At 67.5% G+C, this 15785-nt stretch carries 13 protein-coding genes; 4 read left to right on the top strand and 9 right to left on the bottom strand.

The window, feature by feature from the left end:
* Nucleotides 1-20 precede the first annotated feature (20 nt).
* The 4 genes from U4Y88_RS14375 to U4Y88_RS14360 all read right to left on the bottom strand — a co-directional run bounded on the left by U4Y88_RS14375 (nucleotide 21) and on the right by U4Y88_RS14360 (nucleotide 6593).
* The gene (locus tag U4Y88_RS14375) at nucleotides 21-443 is read right to left on the bottom strand and encodes a hypothetical protein (protein ID WP_415774442.1); all 423 of its coding nucleotides are present in this window, start codon (nucleotides 441-443) and stop codon (nucleotides 21-23) included.
* A 260-nt stretch (nucleotides 444-703) separates the two neighbouring features.
* Entirely contained in the window at nucleotides 704-2275 is a 1572-nt protein-coding gene (locus U4Y88_RS14370) for an efflux transporter outer membrane subunit (protein WP_321784946.1), read from the bottom strand.
* A 20-nt stretch (nucleotides 2276-2295) separates the two neighbouring features.
* On the bottom strand, nucleotides 2296-5466 hold the full coding sequence (locus tag U4Y88_RS14365; RefSeq protein ID WP_321784677.1) for an efflux RND transporter permease subunit: 3171 nt from the start codon (nucleotides 5464-5466) through the stop codon (nucleotides 2296-2298).
* Nucleotides 5463-6593: an efflux RND transporter periplasmic adaptor subunit gene (locus U4Y88_RS14360; protein WP_405045008.1), complete on the bottom strand. Its 1131-nt coding sequence runs from the start codon at nucleotides 6591-6593 to the stop codon at nucleotides 5463-5465. The genes U4Y88_RS14365 and U4Y88_RS14360 overlap by 4 nt, the downstream gene beginning before the upstream one ends.
* Before the next feature lie 378 nt (nucleotides 6594-6971).
* Between U4Y88_RS14360 and U4Y88_RS14355 the strand changes: the two genes are divergently transcribed.
* Nucleotides 6972-7604, top strand: a complete 633-nt coding sequence (locus U4Y88_RS14355) for a TetR/AcrR family transcriptional regulator (RefSeq protein ID WP_224007931.1) — start codon at nucleotides 6972-6974, stop codon at nucleotides 7602-7604.
* Between the two features lie 19 nt (nucleotides 7605-7623).
* Here U4Y88_RS14355 and U4Y88_RS14350 read toward each other — a convergent pair whose 3' ends face one another.
* The 5 genes from U4Y88_RS14350 to U4Y88_RS14330 form a co-directional block, all read right to left on the bottom strand.
* Entirely contained in the window at nucleotides 7624-7854 is a 231-nt protein-coding gene (locus U4Y88_RS14350; protein ID WP_224007934.1) for a DUF2795 domain-containing protein, read from the bottom strand.
* A gap of 210 nt (nucleotides 7855-8064) precedes the next feature.
* Complete coding sequence (locus U4Y88_RS14345; protein ID WP_224007937.1) at nucleotides 8065-8331, bottom strand: hypothetical protein; 267 nt, start codon at nucleotides 8329-8331, stop codon at nucleotides 8065-8067.
* 330 nt (nucleotides 8332-8661) lie between these two features.
* A complete protein-coding gene (locus tag U4Y88_RS14340) occupies nucleotides 8662-10419 on the bottom strand; it encodes a ClcB-like voltage-gated chloride channel protein (RefSeq protein WP_224007940.1) in 1758 nt (585 codons plus the stop codon).
* Nucleotides 10420-10603: 184 nt separating this feature from the next.
* On the bottom strand, nucleotides 10604-11338 hold the full coding sequence (locus tag U4Y88_RS14335) for a glutathione S-transferase (protein ID WP_321784675.1): 735 nt from the start codon (nucleotides 11336-11338) through the stop codon (nucleotides 10604-10606).
* Nucleotides 11339-11540: 202 nt separating this feature from the next.
* Nucleotides 11541-12617 carry a YeiH family protein gene (locus U4Y88_RS14330; RefSeq protein ID WP_321784674.1) on the bottom strand — a complete coding sequence of 359 codons (1077 nt, stop codon included), beginning with the start codon at nucleotides 12615-12617 and terminating at the stop codon, nucleotides 11541-11543.
* A gap of 113 nt (nucleotides 12618-12730) precedes the next feature.
* On the opposite strand from U4Y88_RS14330, the gene U4Y88_RS14325 reads away from it, so the two are divergent.
* From U4Y88_RS14325 to U4Y88_RS14315, 3 genes are all read left to right on the top strand, one after another.
* Nucleotides 12731-13696: a LysR substrate-binding domain-containing protein gene (locus U4Y88_RS14325; protein ID WP_321784672.1), complete on the top strand. Its 966-nt coding sequence runs from the start codon at nucleotides 12731-12733 to the stop codon at nucleotides 13694-13696.
* Between the two features lie 177 nt (nucleotides 13697-13873).
* Nucleotides 13874-14665 (top strand): sugar phosphate isomerase/epimerase, encoded by a 792-nt coding sequence (locus U4Y88_RS14320; RefSeq protein WP_321784670.1) that lies wholly within the window; start codon nucleotides 13874-13876, stop codon nucleotides 14663-14665.
* 58 nt (nucleotides 14666-14723) lie between these two features.
* The gene (locus U4Y88_RS14315) at nucleotides 14724-15737 is read left to right on the top strand and encodes a sugar kinase (RefSeq protein ID WP_321784668.1); all 1014 of its coding nucleotides are present in this window, start codon (nucleotides 14724-14726) and stop codon (nucleotides 15735-15737) included.
* Nucleotides 15738-15785: the final 48 nt, after the last annotated feature.

Raw genomic sequence — 15785 nt, 5'->3', positions numbered from 1 at the left:
CGCGCGAGGCAGTTTGCACCTCAAAACACATTGTTATATCGCAGACCAAACGTTTGGCCGTGCGACGCATGCGAGAACGTGACGGCCCAGTGCGTGAGCCAGGCGCCGGTCAGCGCGCCGAGCGCATCGGCGAACAGATCCTTGTACGAGAAACCGTCTGTGCGGCAGGTGCCGTCGAGCGCCTCCTTCAGGAAGCCCGGCACTGTCCCGATCAAAGTGCCGTAAATCACCGGATGATCGGTATCGCGCGCGAGCCAGCCGCCGATCGCGCCGAACGGCACGGAGACGCCGAAGTGCGCGAGTTTGTCGGAGCCGGTCCAGCTATCTTCAGTCTGAAAGCGAAAGCCGCCATGCGAGCCGGAGCAATCGACGCCTGCGTGCGCCGCGTGAGAAACGGCGACGAGCAGGGCCAGGAAAAACGCGTATCGGGATAGGGCAGTCATGGTCGTCATGCTCGAGGTTGTGGTCCACGGGCGCGACCGTTCATGCGATCCGGCGATGCACGGACCACGCCCTTAAACTCTCCAGTGAGTTTTTATTTTCATCAGGATCGCTAAGTAATTATTTTGCGATGACCTGATTTGCTGGGGAGTTTAACAGCGACATCCCAAAAAAAGTCCTGCGATCTTTCTGTCAGAAAAACGTGAAAAGCGCCTAAAACAGGCGCTTTTCGACGAATCAGGCGGAACGCGGTAGTGGCGCGTCAGTTGCTGGAGGACGTGACCGAAGACGAAGCGGGCGATGCCGCAGTGGCGGCGGCGTTTGAAGATGAGACGGGATTGGCGAGCGGCGGGGTGCCCATCGCCTGAAACAGCGCGGCCGTGTCGGACAGACGCGTGCCGCGATAGCGGATTTCGTCGAGACGCGCGTTGCGCCATTGCTGCTCGCTTTGACGCACGGCGTAATACGGCAGCGCACCGAGCTTGTAGCGCGCGTGGGTGTCGTCGTAGACGCCTTGTGCGGCCTGCGCCGAGGTGGTCGCGGCATCGAGTGCCTGCGCGTCGTGTTCGAGCGCCGCGAGGCGGTCGGCCACGTCCTGGAACGCGGCCAGCACGGTCTGCTTATACGACGCGTTGGCCGCGTCGTACGATTGCAGCGCCGCACGCCGCTGCGCGACCAGCGCGCCGCCATGAAAGATCGGCTGCGTGAGCGACGCGCCGATCGCCCACAGCGCGCCCACGCCGGACGTCACCATTGGCCAACTGAAGCCCGCCTGGCCGAGCCCGGCCGAGAGCGTGATGCTCGGGTACATCTGCGCCGTCGCCGCGCCCACGTCGGCGGATGCGGCGACCAGCGCCGCGCTTGCGGCTTCGATATCGGGTCGCGTCTTGAGCAGTTCCGACGGCACCACGACCGGCACCTGCTGCGGCAGATGCAGGCTCGCGAGATCGAGATCGGGCGGCGCGTTGTCGGGCGTGCGGCCGAGCAGCACGGCGAGCGCGTGGCGTTGCGCCGTCCATTGCTGACGCAGGCCCGGCAGGTTGGTCGCCAGCGACGCCGCGCTCTGTTGCGCGCTCAGCAGATCGGTGCGCGCCACGGCGCCGAGCGCGTAGCGCTTCTGCATCTCGTCGGCTTGCGCGTTGGCGAGCGCGATCAACTGCTCGGTCGTGTCGATCTGCGCGTGCAGCGTGGCCGCGCCCAACGCGCTCGCGACGATATTGGCCGCCAGCGCGCGGCGCGCCTGCTCGAGCTGGAACACCTGCATGTTCACGCGCGAGGCGAGCGCCGCGTTGCTCAGGCGCGTCGCGCCGAACAGATCGAACGAATAGCGCACCTCGACGAGCCCCGCGAACACGTCGTACTGCAGCTTGTCGATGCCGAGCTGCGGAATGCCGGGCAAGCGCTGGCGCTGCGCGGTGCCGAGCGCATCGACGGTCGGCAGCATCGAACTGCCGACCTGACCGCGCAACTGTTCTTTCGCGGCTTGCAGGCTGTGGTCGGCGGCAACGAGATTCGGGCTGTTCGCGAGGCCTTCTTCGACGAGCGCATCGAGTTGCGGCGAGTCGTAGAGCGTCCACCATTGCGGCACCGGCTGCGCGCCTACCTCGAAATGCTGCGCGACGCCTTGCGCGGCGACCGTCTGCGCGGGCTGCGGCTCGGCGCCGTAATGCGCGGGTTGCGGCATCGCGGGCGGCGTGCCGTCCGGTCCCCACGAACACGCGCTCGCAAACAGCGCGGCGAGCGCCGCCGCGCTCACGCGCAGGCGCGCAACGGATGCGGCATGCCGCGTTCGGCGCACATCGCGTAGATCTCGCGCCTGTTCGGCAGCATTCATCCTCGTCGGCGTGGAAACGGTCATGATGCTTTCCCCGCGTCGTGTTGCGGCTCGCCGGTTTCGCTGCTGCGCACGCGGAACGCGGTCGCGTACAGCGCGGGCAGGAAAAACAGCGTAAGCACGGTGGCGCTCGTGATGCCGCCCATCAGGGCGGTCGCCATCGGCCCGAAGAAGTTCGAGCGCACGAGCGGAATGAGTGCGAGCACGGCGGCGGCCGCCGTCAGCATGATCGGGCGGAAGCGCCGCACGGTCGCGCCGACGATGGCGTCGAAACGCGGATGCCCCGCGCCGATATCCATTTCGATCTGGTCCACGAGAATCACCGAGTTACGCATGATGATGCCGAACATGGCGATCACGCCGAGCATCGCGACGAAGCCGAACGGCTCGTTGAACAGCAGCAGCGCGACGGCCACGCCGATCAGCCCGAGCGGCGCCGTGAGCACGACCATCATCACGCGCGAGAGGCTTTGCAACTGGATCATCAGCAGCGTGAGCACGGCGATCACGAGGATCGGCAACTGCGAGTAGATCGACGTCTGGCCCTTCATGCTTTCCTCGACCGAGCCGCCCACTTCGATGCGATAGCCCGTCGGCAGCGTGGCCTGAATCGACTTGAGCTTCTTCTGCAGCGCATGCGTCACGTCGATGCCTTGCGCGCCGCGCCGCACGTCCGACTGCACGGTGATGGTGGGCTGCCGGTCGCGCGACCAGATCACGCCGTATTCGAGCGAGTTCACGAGATGGCCGAGCGCGCCGAGCGGCACCGCGCCGTTCGGCGTGGGCATGGCGAGCGCGAGCATGTGCGCGGGATCGACGCGCTCGTTGGGCGGCGAACGCAGATCGACGCTGATCAGCTTGTCGCGCTCGCGATACTGCGTGACCGTGTAGCCCGAGTAGGTCATCTGCAGGAAGTTGGCGACGTCCTGCGAACTCACGTTGAGCGCGCGCGCCTTCTGCTGGTCGATCTCGAAGTGCAGCGAGCGTTCGGCCGGTTCGTCCCAGTCGAAGCTGACGTTCTCGGTGCGTGGATCGGCGCGCATGTCGGCGGCCACGCGATCGGCGATGCCGCGCACGGTCGCGATGTCGTCGCCGCTCACGCGGAACTGCACCGGATAGCCCACGGGCGGGCCGTTCTCCAGCCGCGAGAGCCGCGTGCGCACGGCCGGAAAATCGTTGCGCAGCTTCGTTTCGAGCCAGTCGGCGAGCTTCTCGCGATCCTTCACCGACTTCGCCGTGATGACGAACTGCGCGAAATTCGGCTGCTGCAATTGCTGGTCGAGCGGCAGATAGAAACGCGGCGCGCCGGTGCCGACGAAGTCGATCGAATGATCGATTTCCGGGCGGCCCTTGAGCGCTTCTTCGAGCCGCTTCGTCTGGCGCAGCGTGGCATCGAACGACGCGCCTTCGGGCAGGCGCACGTCGACGAGCAGTTCGGGCCGGTCCGAACTCGGGAAGAATTGCTGCGGAATCAGCGTGAAGCCCGCGAGCGCCACGACGAACAGCACGAGTGTGAGGCCGAGCACGACGAAATTGCGCTCGATGCACCAGCCGATCCAGCCGCGCAGGCGATGGTAGAAGCGCGTGTCGTAGATGTCGTCTTCGTGATGCTCGTTGTGTTGCGAGCCGTGTTGCGCATTGGCGTCGTGCTTGCGCTCGGGCAGCAGCCGGTAGCCGAGCAGCGGAATCAGCACGACGGCCGCGAACCACGAAGCGATCAGCGCGATCGCCGAGACCTGGAAAATCGAGCGTGTGTATTCGCCCGTGCTCGATTTCGCGAGCACGATCGGCAGAAAGCCCGAGACGGTGACGAGCGTGCCCGTGAGCATCGGGAACGCCGTGCTCGTGTACGCGAAGGCGGCGGCGCGCGTGCGGTTCCAGCCCTGCGCGAGCTTCACGGCCATCATTTCGACAGAGATGATGGCGTCGTCGACGAGCAGGCCGAGCGCGAGCACCAGCGTGCCGAGCGAGACCTTGTGCAAGCCGATGTCGAACAGGTACATCACGAGCGCGGTGACGGCCAGCACGATCGGAATCGTGATCACGACCACCATGCCCGTGCGCACGCCCAGCGAGACGAGGCTCACGACCAGCACGATGCCCACGGCTTCGGCCACGGCTTCGACGAAGTCGTCCACGGAATGCGAGACCGCGTCGGGCATGCTCGACACTTCGGTGAGCTTGAGGCCCGCGGGCAGTTCGGCGCGCAATTTGTCGACGCGCGCATCGAGCGCCTTGCCGAGACGAATCACGTCGCCGCCCGGCTGCATCGTGATGCCGATGCCGAGCACGGCCTTGCCGTCGTAACGCATCTGCGTGGCGGGCGGATCGTCGTAGCCGCGCCGGATCGTGGCGATGTCGCCGAGCCGGAAGCTGTGGCCGTTCACGTTGATGAGCGTGTCGGCGAGCGCCTTGAGATCGGTGAACTGGCCGCTCGGGCGCACGAACACGCGGTCGTCGGCGGTCGTGAGCGTGCCCGCTGCCGCGACGCTGTTCTGCGCGCCGATCACCTGGCCGATCTGCGTGGGCGAAATGCCGAGGCGCGTGAGCTGCGCGTTCTGAATCTCGATGTAGATGCGCTGGTTCGGATCGCCGAAATAATCGACCTTGCCCACGTCCTTCACGCGCAGCAGTTCCTCGCGCAGCTTGTCGGCGTAGTCGTGCAGTTGCGCGGGCGAGAAACCGTCGCCTTCGAGCGTGTAGATGTTGGTGTAGACGTCGCCGAATTCGTCGTTGAAGAACGGGCCTTGCACGCCTTGCGGCAGCATCGGCGCGATGTCGCCGACTTTCTTGCGCACCTGATACCAGGTCTCGCGCACCTCGCTCACCGGCGCGGAATCCTTCATCGTGAAGAACACGAGCGACTCGCCCGGTCGCGAGTAGCTGCGCAGGAAGTCGATATACGGCGTTTCCTGGAGCTTGCGGCCGATGCGGTTCGTGACTTCGTCCTCGACCTGGCGCGCGGTGGCGCCGGGCCAGTAGGTCTGGATCACCATCACGCGGAACGTGAAGGGCGGATCTTCGGACTGCGAAAGACGCGTGTACGACAGCGCGCCGAAAATCGTCGCGAGCGCGATCACGAAGATCACCAGCGCCTGATGGCGCAGCGCCCAGGCGGAGAGATTGAAGCGGCCTTCCTGATGATCGGCGCCCGGCTCGCGGTTGCGTTCCTGCTCGGGAACCTCGCTCATGACGCGAAATCCTCGGGATGCAGCGGCGCGACCGGATGCACTTTCTCGCCGACGGTCACCGTGTGCACGCCTTGCACGACGATGCGCTCGCCGTCCTTGAGGCCGTCCGTCACGGTGATGGTGCGCGCGTCATAGCGCGAGACGCTCACGCGGCGCAGTTGCAGCACGTTGTCCGCGCCTTGCACGATCCAGAGCGCGGGCGCGTTGCCGTCGTGGAAGAGGGCGGTCGCGGGCACCGTGTACGCGTCCTGACGCGCACCGTTCGCGCCCATCGCGGCGCTGGCCGGCGCGAGCGCGATGTTCGCGGTCATGCCGAGGCGCACGTCGGCGTCGGGGTGTTCGAGCGTGAGCTTCACGCGCCACGTGCGGCTTTGCGGATCGGCGGCGGCGGCGAGCTCGCGCACCTTCGCGGCGTAGCGGCGGCCCGGCAGCGCAGGCAGCGTGACCTGCGCCGTATCGCCAGTATGCAGGTCCGCGATGGCGTTTTCCGGCAGATCGCTCACGACGTCGATATCGCCGGTCCAGGCGAGTTGATAGACGGCCTGGCCCGCTTGCACGTTCTGGCCGGTGTCGGCGTTTTCGGCAGTGATGACGCCTGCGTGATCGGCGACCAGTTGCGTGTAACGGCGCTGATCCTGCGCGAGCGCGAGCTGCTGTTTGGCCTGATCGCGTTGCGCAAGCGCCGACGCGTAAGCATCCTGGGTCTGTTCGAACTGTGCGCGCGCGATGAGGTTGGCTTGCGACTGTGCGGTATCGCGATCGAGCTGCTGCTTCGCGAACACGTAGCGATGCGCGGCGGCGTCGTACTGCGCCTGGGCGCTCGCGGCGTTCTTGTCGTAATCGCCTGGATCGAGACGCGCGAGCACCTGGCCGGGCTTCACGCTGTCGCCCAGGCGCACGGTGCGTTCGATGATCTTGCCGTTGACGCGGAACGACAGCGGCGTGGTGTTGCGCGACTGCACGGTGCCCGGATAGCTGGCGCTCGCGCCGTGCGCGTCCGGGTGGACCGTCATCGAGACGACGGGGCGCGGCTCGGGCGCGGCGGCTTGATGCTTGCCGCAGGCGGCGAGCCCCGCGAGCGCGCAGCACGCCGCGACGACCGCGAGGCGGCGCACGACCCGGCGCAAGGTGGGAGGAAATTCGACGAAAACGGGGTATTGCCCGCGCATCCTGCTCGATGCGCCACGACCGCAACGATTCACATGGACCTCGACACACCTGGATCGCGCGCCGGGCCGGATCGAATGCACCGGAGCCGCCGCGCCGCCGCTGAGTCGGTCCGCGCGGGGCGCGGGGCGCGCCTCGATGTCTCCTCCGCTGCGCGTCAACCGGTCTCAGATGATGGTTTGCATTCTAATACAACGCTGTATCTGAATACACGATTGAATCCGAGGAATGATTCAGTGCTAGACTTCGGCGATCGCAATTTCATTCGGAACGCATCGTTCCGGCGATGTTTTTCCAGCGGTTTCCCCACTCGTTTCTCGCATCGTTATCGACACGCCATGGCACGCCAGACCACCGGGCACAAGCGCCTCACCCGCGAAGAAAGCCGCGACCAGACGCGCGAGCGCCTGCTCGACGCCGCGCAGGCGATGTTCATGAAAAAGGGCTTCGTGGGCGCGAGCGTGGAAGACATCGCGGTCGCGGCCGGCTATACGCGCGGCGCGTTCTATTCGAACTTCGGCAGCAAGGCCGAACTGCTGGTGGTCTTGCTGCGGCGCGATCACGAGGCGATGGAAGGCGAGCTGCGTTCGATCTTCGAGACGCCCGCCACGCGCGAGGAAATGGAAGCGCGCGTGCTCAAGTTCTACAGCCGCCTGCCGCAGGACAACAAGATGTTCCTGCTGTGGGTCGAAGCCAAGCTGCTCGCGGCGCGCGACGCGCGATTCCGGGCGCGTTTCAACGCGTTCATGAAGGAAAAGCGCGAGCGCCTCGGCGCCTATATCTCGGAGTTCTCGGCGCGCGTGGGCACGCCGGTCACGATCGCGCCGGACCTGATGGCGCTCGGGCTCATGGGCCTGTGCGACGGCGTGCAATTCCTGGCCACGGCCGATCCGCAGCACGTGACGCCGCCGGTGGTGGAGGAAGTGCTGGGCCGCTTTTTCGCGCGCGTGGTGTTCGGCCGCGACGCCTGACGGGTGCGCGCGGCGCGCCTCAAATACCGAGGCCAGGGCCGTAATTGCTGCCGATCAGCTGTGTGACCGAGGCCACGTCGTGGTAATCCTGCTCGGGCATCCCGTCGAGGATCGCCAGCACTTCGTTGCTTGCGCCCGCCGCGCGCGCGGCGTCCACGAGATCGTCCTTGTTGGCGGGCCAACGCACTTCGCGCAGCACGTCGGTGAACTGGAGATCGATCGGTTCTTCGGGGATGCGGGAGGCGGACATGCGGCGAATCCTTGCTGAACGGGCTGAAGTTCCCGGCAGCGGCGAGGGCCGCCGGGCGAGCGGATGATGGCTTCGCGGACCGCGCCTGACGTTTTTGGCGTGCATGGCGGTCCGGTCCGCGGGCGTCGCCGCACAAGCATACACAATCCACGCCGGAATCCGCCGCAGGCTGCGCGGCCGCTCCGGCGGGCGGGCACAGCCGCGTTCGGATCAGGTCTGGAGATGCACGTCGGGCGTGAGCACGTGGTCGAGGCGGTGCGACTTAGGCAGGGTCAGATATTCCCAGCGCTGCGTGCTCGTGGAGGCGGGCACGTCGGGCGCGGGTGGCGCCACGGGCACATCGGCCATTGGAGAGCGTGCGGACGGCGCCATCGCGTGCGCGCTGGCGCGGTCGATCTGGGCATCCTGTGTGCGGACCGGCGCGGCGAAACACGACGCGGACAGCAGCACGGTGGTCATCAGCGTCGAGGTTTTCATCGCTCGACCTCCTTTCCTCATGCGGCCCGAGGGTCGCAGCAAGTGCCGTACCGCGTCGGTGCGCCCCTGCGTCCGAGCGATGCGGCGACCGCTGCCGGCGGGCGAGATCCGTGACGGCGAGCGTCATGGCGAACCCGGCGGCGAAGCGGCTCAGCGCGGCGCGTGCGGATGGCGGGCGAGGCGGCCTGTGCAAGGACGAACCGGCTGGAGCAACCGGCTGTGACCGCCGCCACGCGCGCACGCGCGAGCGACTTGCTCATAATGGCAGCAAACACCTGCGCGCGTCGCGAACGCGTGTGCTTTTTTCGCGATGAGGGATTCTGCCGCGCCTCAGCGCTCGGCGTTCAGCCGCTGATAGGCGTCCAGCAGCGACGTCTTGTAGACCACGCCCGCGAGCTTCGGCTGCTGCGTGCTCTCGATCACCGGCAGGCGCTCGCCCTGAAACGACATGAAATGCTGCAGCGCAACGGCGAGCGGCATGTCGGGCGTCAGCACGTCGAACGAGGCCTTGAGGTAGTCGCAGGCATGCTTGTTCGAGGTATCGCGCTTTTGCAGCAGGTCATTGGTGATGTCGGCGAGCGCGACCGCGCCGAGAAAGCGGCCGTCGTCGTCGGTCACGTAGAGGTATTTGACCGGATATTCGAGGAACACGCGCGTCATGTCCTGCACGGTCGCCCCGGCGCGCACGACGGTATCGGCGGGGCGCACGAGTTCGCGCATCTGCGTGGCGCGCAGGCGCAGGCGTTCGGCTTCCTCTCGGTTGCGGTGCAGCGTGATTTCGTACATCGACTTCTTGCCGGTCGCGCGCGCGACGAAGTACGCGACCACGCAGGAGAGCATCAGCGGCAGCACGACCTGATAGCTCAGCGTCATCTCGAAGATCATCAGGATCGCCATCAGCGGCGCCTGGGTCGCGCCCGCGAGGAACGCGCCCATGCCGACCATCGCATACGCATACGGCGCCGAGGTGCCGTGCGGCCAGAGCGCCTGCATGCCCTGGCCGAACAGGCAGCCGACCACCGCGCCCATGAACAGCGTCGGCGTGAAGACGCCGCCGACCGCGCCCGAGCCGACCGTCGCCGCCGTCGCCATCAGCTTGAAGACGAGCACCGCCGCGAGCGCCGTCCAGGTCCACGGCGAATGCAGGATCGAGTTCACCACGCTGTAGCCGTTGCCCCAGACCTCGGGCGTCCACACCGAAATCACGCCGCAGACGAGGCCGCCGAGCGCGAGCTTCGCGGGCAGCGGAATCGCGAGCTTGCCAAAGCCCGCTTTGGCCACGTCGAGCAGCGAGAGAAAACGCGGCGCGAGCGCACCGCACAAGAGGCCGAGCGCCACAAACAGCAGCACTTCGATGCCCGTCACGGGCGGAAACACCGGCATCTCGTACGGCGGCTTGTAACCCGCGAACTCGCGCATCGTGATGTTCGCGACCACGGACGACACCACGATCGGCCCGAAGCTTTCCATCACGATCGAGCCGAGCACGATTTCGGTGACGAAAAACGCGCCCGCGATCGGCGCGTTGTACGCGGAGGTAATACCGGCCGCCGCGCCGCACGCCACGAGCAGGCGCAGGCGCTGCGGATCGAAGTGGACCCAGCGGCCGATCAGCGACGCGGCCAGCGCGGCGAGCTGCACCATCGGGCCTTCGCGGCCGATCGAGCCGCCGCTCGCGATCGTGAACAGCGACGAGACGCTGCGCCAGATGCTCTTGCCGACCGGCATCACGCCGTCGCCGATCGCCACGGCTTCCACGTAGTCGGTATGGATCGGCTTGTTGTTGCCGCCCGCGGGCGCGCCCGCCGTGCTGCGCTTCGCCACGAGCAGCAGGCAGCCCGCGATGAAGCCGCCCGCCGTCGGCAGTCCGATGCGCGTGTACCACGGCAGACGGCGCGCCATCTCGACGAAACTGCCTTCGCTGCCCGTGAACAGGATCTGGAGATGCGCGATGCCTTCGCGGAACAGCACGGTCGCAAAGGCGCCGGCCACGCCGACGATGACCGACCAGATCAGCATCGTGTGGGCGTCGGAGAGACGAAAGAGGTCGCGGGCGCGGGTGCGCAGTTTCAGCAGGAATGACAGCACGGCAGGCGGGCGGGTTGAAAAGGTGAACAGGATCGCACGCGCGCGAGGCGGCGTGCGTGCGAAAGCGTCGATATGGCGAGGATAGCGTCGCGGCGCCGCGCGGGCGTCGCGGCTGCCGGGATCGTGCGCAGCGCGGCATGCGCTGCGTCAGGCGCAGGGCAATGAAACGGCCGCGCGGGCGCGCTCAGCGCACGGCGTGGTCGAGTTCCGGGTAGTGCCGGAAGATGCCGGTTTCGTTGAACGGCAGACGCCGCTCGGAGGCCAGATACGCAGCGACAGGCGGATGCGCCGCAACCGCGTCGCGCAGCGCGACCACGTGCGGATAGTGATCGGCGAAATGCTTCGTGGCCTTCGGAAACGCGTAGCGCAAGCCCTCGACGATCTGAAACATCGAGAGATCGACGTAACTGAGCGCATTGCCGACCATATGGCGCGGCCCGTCGGGATTCTGCGCGAGCACGCGCTCGAAATAGCCCATGAATTTCGGAATGCGATGCGCGATGAAATCCTTCGAGCGCGCCTTCGCCTCGTCCTTCTGGTCCTCGTAGTAGAGGCTGCTCGCGATCGGGTGATGGGTGTCGTGCGCCTCGGTCACCAGATCGGCGATCGTGAGCTGCAAGCCGTTCGCGACGATCCGCAAGCCTTCGTCGCGCGGCGCGAGCTTGAGCTTCGGCCCGAGGTAGAACAGGATGTTGGCCACATGCGGCACGATCAGTTCGCCGTCCTTCAGAAACGGCGGCGCGTAGGGCGGATACGGGTCGTCGCTTTCCAGCTCGGCCATCATCGCGCCGATGCCCTGGCCATCGTCCTTCGAGCCGCGCGCCACGTCGATATACGGCGCCCGCGCTTCTTCCAGCGCGAGCCGCACGAATTCGCCCCGGCCCTGCAGGCCGTCCCAGTAATACAGTTCGTATGCCATCGGTCGTCCCCTTCGTCGAACGGCCGCCCCAGCGGCGGGCGGCATCGGACAGTATGGCCCGCAACCGGCGCGCCTGGTTTGCGCGTGCTCCGTGCGCAGAAACGCCAAAAGCCCCGCGATGGGCGGGGCTGATGGCGAAGGGGCTGGGGGCGCGGCCGGGCGGACCGGCGCGGCCCGGGTTCATGCGGGGTTTATGCAAGCGTCATCCGAACAGACGCTCCACGCCCCAGGTGATCGCGAGGCCGCCGACCGTCAGCCAGACGTAGAGGATGAAACCCGTGGTCAGCGCACGCGGACCGGCCTGGCGGATCTGCGAAAAGCGCGTTTCGATGCCGAGCGCCGTCATGGCCATGGTGAGTGCGAAGGTGTCGAGCGTGTTCAGCGTCGAGGTGGCCGCTTCGGGCAGCACGTGCAGCGAGTTCACGATCACCAGCGCGAGGAAGCCGAGCGCGAACCAGGGCACCGCGAGCTTGCGGGCGCCGTGCTGCGCATCCTGCGCCTTGCCGGCTGCCTGGCGCGCCGAGCGGCTCAGCCACACGCCGAGCACGAGCAGCACCGGCACGAGCAGCATGACGCGCGTCATCTTGACGATGGTGGCGATGTGCGTGGCTTCGGGGCTCACGTTGCTCGCCGCGCCCACGACCTGCGCGACTTCGTGAATCGTGCCGCCGAAGAACAGGCCCGCGCCGACCGTATCGAGATGCAGCCAGCCCGCGCGGTAGAGCAGCGGATAGAGGAACATCGAGAGCGTGCCGAACAGCACCACGCTGCCCACGGCCATCGCGCTCTTGTGCGGCTTCGATTGCAGCGTCGACTCGAAGGCGAGCACGGCGGCCGCGCCGCAGATCGCGCTGCCCGCCGCCGTGAGGATGGCGGTGTCGCGGTCGAGCTTCATGACCTTCATGCCGACCCAGGTGCCGATCGCGAGCGTGCTCACGACGATCACAACCGATTCGACGAGCCCAGGCAGGCCCACCTGGGCGATTTCCTGCAGGCTCACGCGCAGCCCGAAGAACGCCACGGCGATACGCAGCAGCTTGCGCGCCGAGAAGTTGATGCCGGCGGCCCAGCTTTCCGGCATGCCGTCGCGCAGCGCGTTGCCGTAGATGGCCCCCGCGACGATGCCGACGATCAGCGGGCTCAAGCCCAGATTGGCGATGGCCGGCAGCGAGGCGACGCGTGTGACGGCGGCGGCGAACAGCGCGACGAACAACACGCCGTTCAGCTGGCCGCGTGTGGATGACGGTGAGTGTGCAAGCGTGGTCGATGGGGTGGACATAATGGTTATCCAGGTCGGTATCGAGCGAATGCGCTAATCCTAATTTAGATATAAGGATATGAAAAATCGTCATTTGCGAAGTAAAATATAGGTCAACCTTATAGATCGACGCCATGACCCCGGAGCAACTGATAACGTTCGCCGCCGTCGCCGAGCACCGCAACATCAGCCGCGCGGCGCTCGCGCTGCATCTGTCGCAGCCCGCCGTGTCGGGGCAATTGCGGCTGTTGCAGGAGGAATTCGGCGAGCCGCTGTATCTGCGCGACGGCCGCGGCGTGCGCCTCACGCCCACCGGCGAGCAGCTCGCGGCCTACGCGGCGCGGCTGCGCGACACCTGGCGCGACGCCCAGACATTCCGCGACGCGCTGCGCGGGCTCGAACGCGGCACGCTGCGCATCGGCGCGAGCACCACGCCCGCGAGCTACCGGCTGCCTTATCTGGTCGCGGCATTCCATCGGCGCTATCCCGACGTCAAGCTCGAAACCGCGAGCGGCAACACCTCGGACGTGGTCGCCATGCTCGGCCAGATCGACATCGCGCTCGTGGAAGGGCCGGTGGGCGAGCAGTTGCCCGCCGACACCGCCGTGCATCCGTGGCACGAGGACGAAATCGTCGCTATTGCGCCGCGCGGGCATGCGCTGATCCAGCAACTCGGCGAGAGCGCAGGCGAGGGGGCAAATGAGGGCGCCAACGAGGGCGCGCCGCGCTGCGCCCTGAACGCCTTCGGCGACTGGCCGCTGGTGCTGCGCGAGGACGGCTCGGGCGTGCGTCAACTGGTCGAGCGCGCGTTCGCGCGTGCGGCGGTGCCGATGCGCGTCGCGCTCGAAATCGCGGGCGTGGAGGGCGTAAAGGAGGCGGTGCGCGCGGGCATGGGCATCGGTTTCGTCTCGGCGATGTCGATGCGCCACGAGGACGGCGCGCTGCGCCAGATCCGCATCGGCCCCGAACCGCTGGCGCGGCGATTTTCGATCCTCGTGCCGCACGCGGGCGCGGCGTCGCGGGTCGCGCAGCGCTTTCTCGAACTCTGCCTGCTCGACACGCCCGACGACGGCAGCGCCGCCAGCCGGTTCCCGCCGTGACTTAGGGGATTTCCACAATGGCGTCGCCTGGCGCCTCGGCGCACTATCCCGCCATCGATCAGGCGCTTCACGCGCCTTTTTTCGGGACTGGATTGGAACCGGTTCCAAGATAATTCAGAAGGGTGCCGGATCACGCAAAAACCGCGATCCGGCCCACCCGGCAACAGGAAGACGACGATGGCGGAAGTGGCAATTGTGGCGAGCGCATTCGGCGCGGGAGCGATCCGGCGTGACGGACACGCGGCCTGGCTGGAGATCGCGAAAGCGGGCGGCGCGCAGGCGTTCGAGGTGCGGCGCGAGTTGATGGACGACGCCGACGCGGGCCTCGACGCGCTGCGCACGCTCGGCACAGCGTTTGCGGAGGCGCAGATGTGGCCCGTGTGGTCGACGCCCGATTCGCTCTACGCCGACGACGGCGCGCTCGACGAAGCCGCCTTGCGCGAGGCGCTCGCGTGCGGTCAGGCGCTCGGCGCGCGTTTCGTGAAGCTTCAGCTCGGCGGATTCGCGGGCGACGCGCACGCGGCGCAGCTCGCCGCCGTCCTCGCGGAACCGCGCGCGAATGACGCCACAAACGCAACCCGCCTGCCGCGCGTGGTCGTTGAAAACGGCCAGCTCGAACAGGGCGGCCGCCTCGCGCAGTTCACCGGCCTGTTCCGCGCCTTGCGCGCGAGCGGCCACGACGGGCTGATCGGCATGACGTTCGATATCGGCAACTGGCAGTGGACCGGCGAAGCGCCGCTGATGGCTGCCGTGGCGCTCGCGCCGCACGTCGAGTACATCCACTGCAAGGCCGTGCAGGGCGAGGGCGCGCGGCGTTTTCCGTGCGCGCCCGCCGCCGACGATCCGCTGTGCCGCGCCGCGCTCGCGCGCCTGCCGTCGGACGTGCCGCGCGGCATCGAGTTTCCGTTCGACGAGACGCGCCTCGCCGCCGACGCCGCGCGCTACGTGAGTTGGCTCGGCGCCGCTTGAAGCCGCCCGAACGAGCCGCCCGAACGGCCCGCATTCTCCCCATTCAGGAACGCATTCCATGAACCACCCACTCGATGTCATCACTTACGGCGAGGCGATGGCGATGTTCGTCGCCGCTGAAACCGGCCCGCTGCACGGCGTCGCGCAGTTCACGAAACGCGCGGCGGGCGCGGAACTCAACGTGGCGACCGGCCTCGCGCGCCTCGGCTTCAAGGTGGGCTGGATGAGCCGCGTCGGCGACGATTCGTTCGGCCGCTTCGTGCGCGCGGTGCTCACGCAGGAAGGCATCGACACGCAATGCGTGGCCATCGACGAGCGCTTTCCCACCGGCTTCCAGCTCAAGTCGAAATGCGACGACGGCAGCGATCCGGCCGTCGAATATTTCCGTCGCGGTTCGGCGGCGAGCCATCTGTCGATCGGCGACTTCAAGCGCGGCTATGTGCTCGGCGCGCGCCATCTGCATCTGAGCGGCGTGGCGCCGGCGATTTCCTCGACGTCGCGCGAACTCGCGTTCCTGCTCGCGCGCGAGATGCGCGAAGCGGGCCGCACGATCAGCTTCGACCCGAACCTGCGCCCGACGCTCTGGGGCTCCGAAGCCGAGATGGTCGCGACGCTCAACGAACTCGCGCGCCTCGCCGACTGGGTGCTGCCGGGCGTCAACGAAGGCCGCATTCTCACGGGCTCGGACGATCCGGCGCTGATCGCGCGTTTCTATCTGGAGCGCGGCGCGCGCGGCGTGGTCGTGAAGCTCGGTGCGGATGGCGCGTACTTCGAGACCGCTGAAGGCGTCTACGGGCACGTGCCCGCGCGGCGGGTGGAGAAGGTCGTCGATACGGTTGGGGCCGGCGACGGCTTCGCGGTCGGCGTGGTGAGCGCGCTGCTCGAAGGCCGCCCGCTGCCCGAGGCGGTCGCGCGCGGCAACCGCATCGGCGCGCTCGCGGTGCAGGTGATCGGCGACTCGGAAGGCTTGCCCACGCGTGAACAGCTCGATGCGCTCGAAGCCCGGGACGCGGAGCAGGCCACGCAGACCTCAACGCCCGCAGCGCCCGCAACCCCGGCGCACGCCGCGTAAAACGGTCCGGCAACGAACCCGGGCAGGCAGCAACCGGGCGCGCTCGAA

The sequence above is a fragment of the Paraburkholderia sp. J94 genome (genome assembly GCF_905220285.1).
Lineage (GTDB): Bacteria > Pseudomonadota > Gammaproteobacteria > Burkholderiales > Burkholderiaceae > Paraburkholderia > Paraburkholderia tropica_A.
Note: the sequence above shows the minus strand (reverse complement) of the source record. Positions and strands in the feature narration are given on the sequence as shown.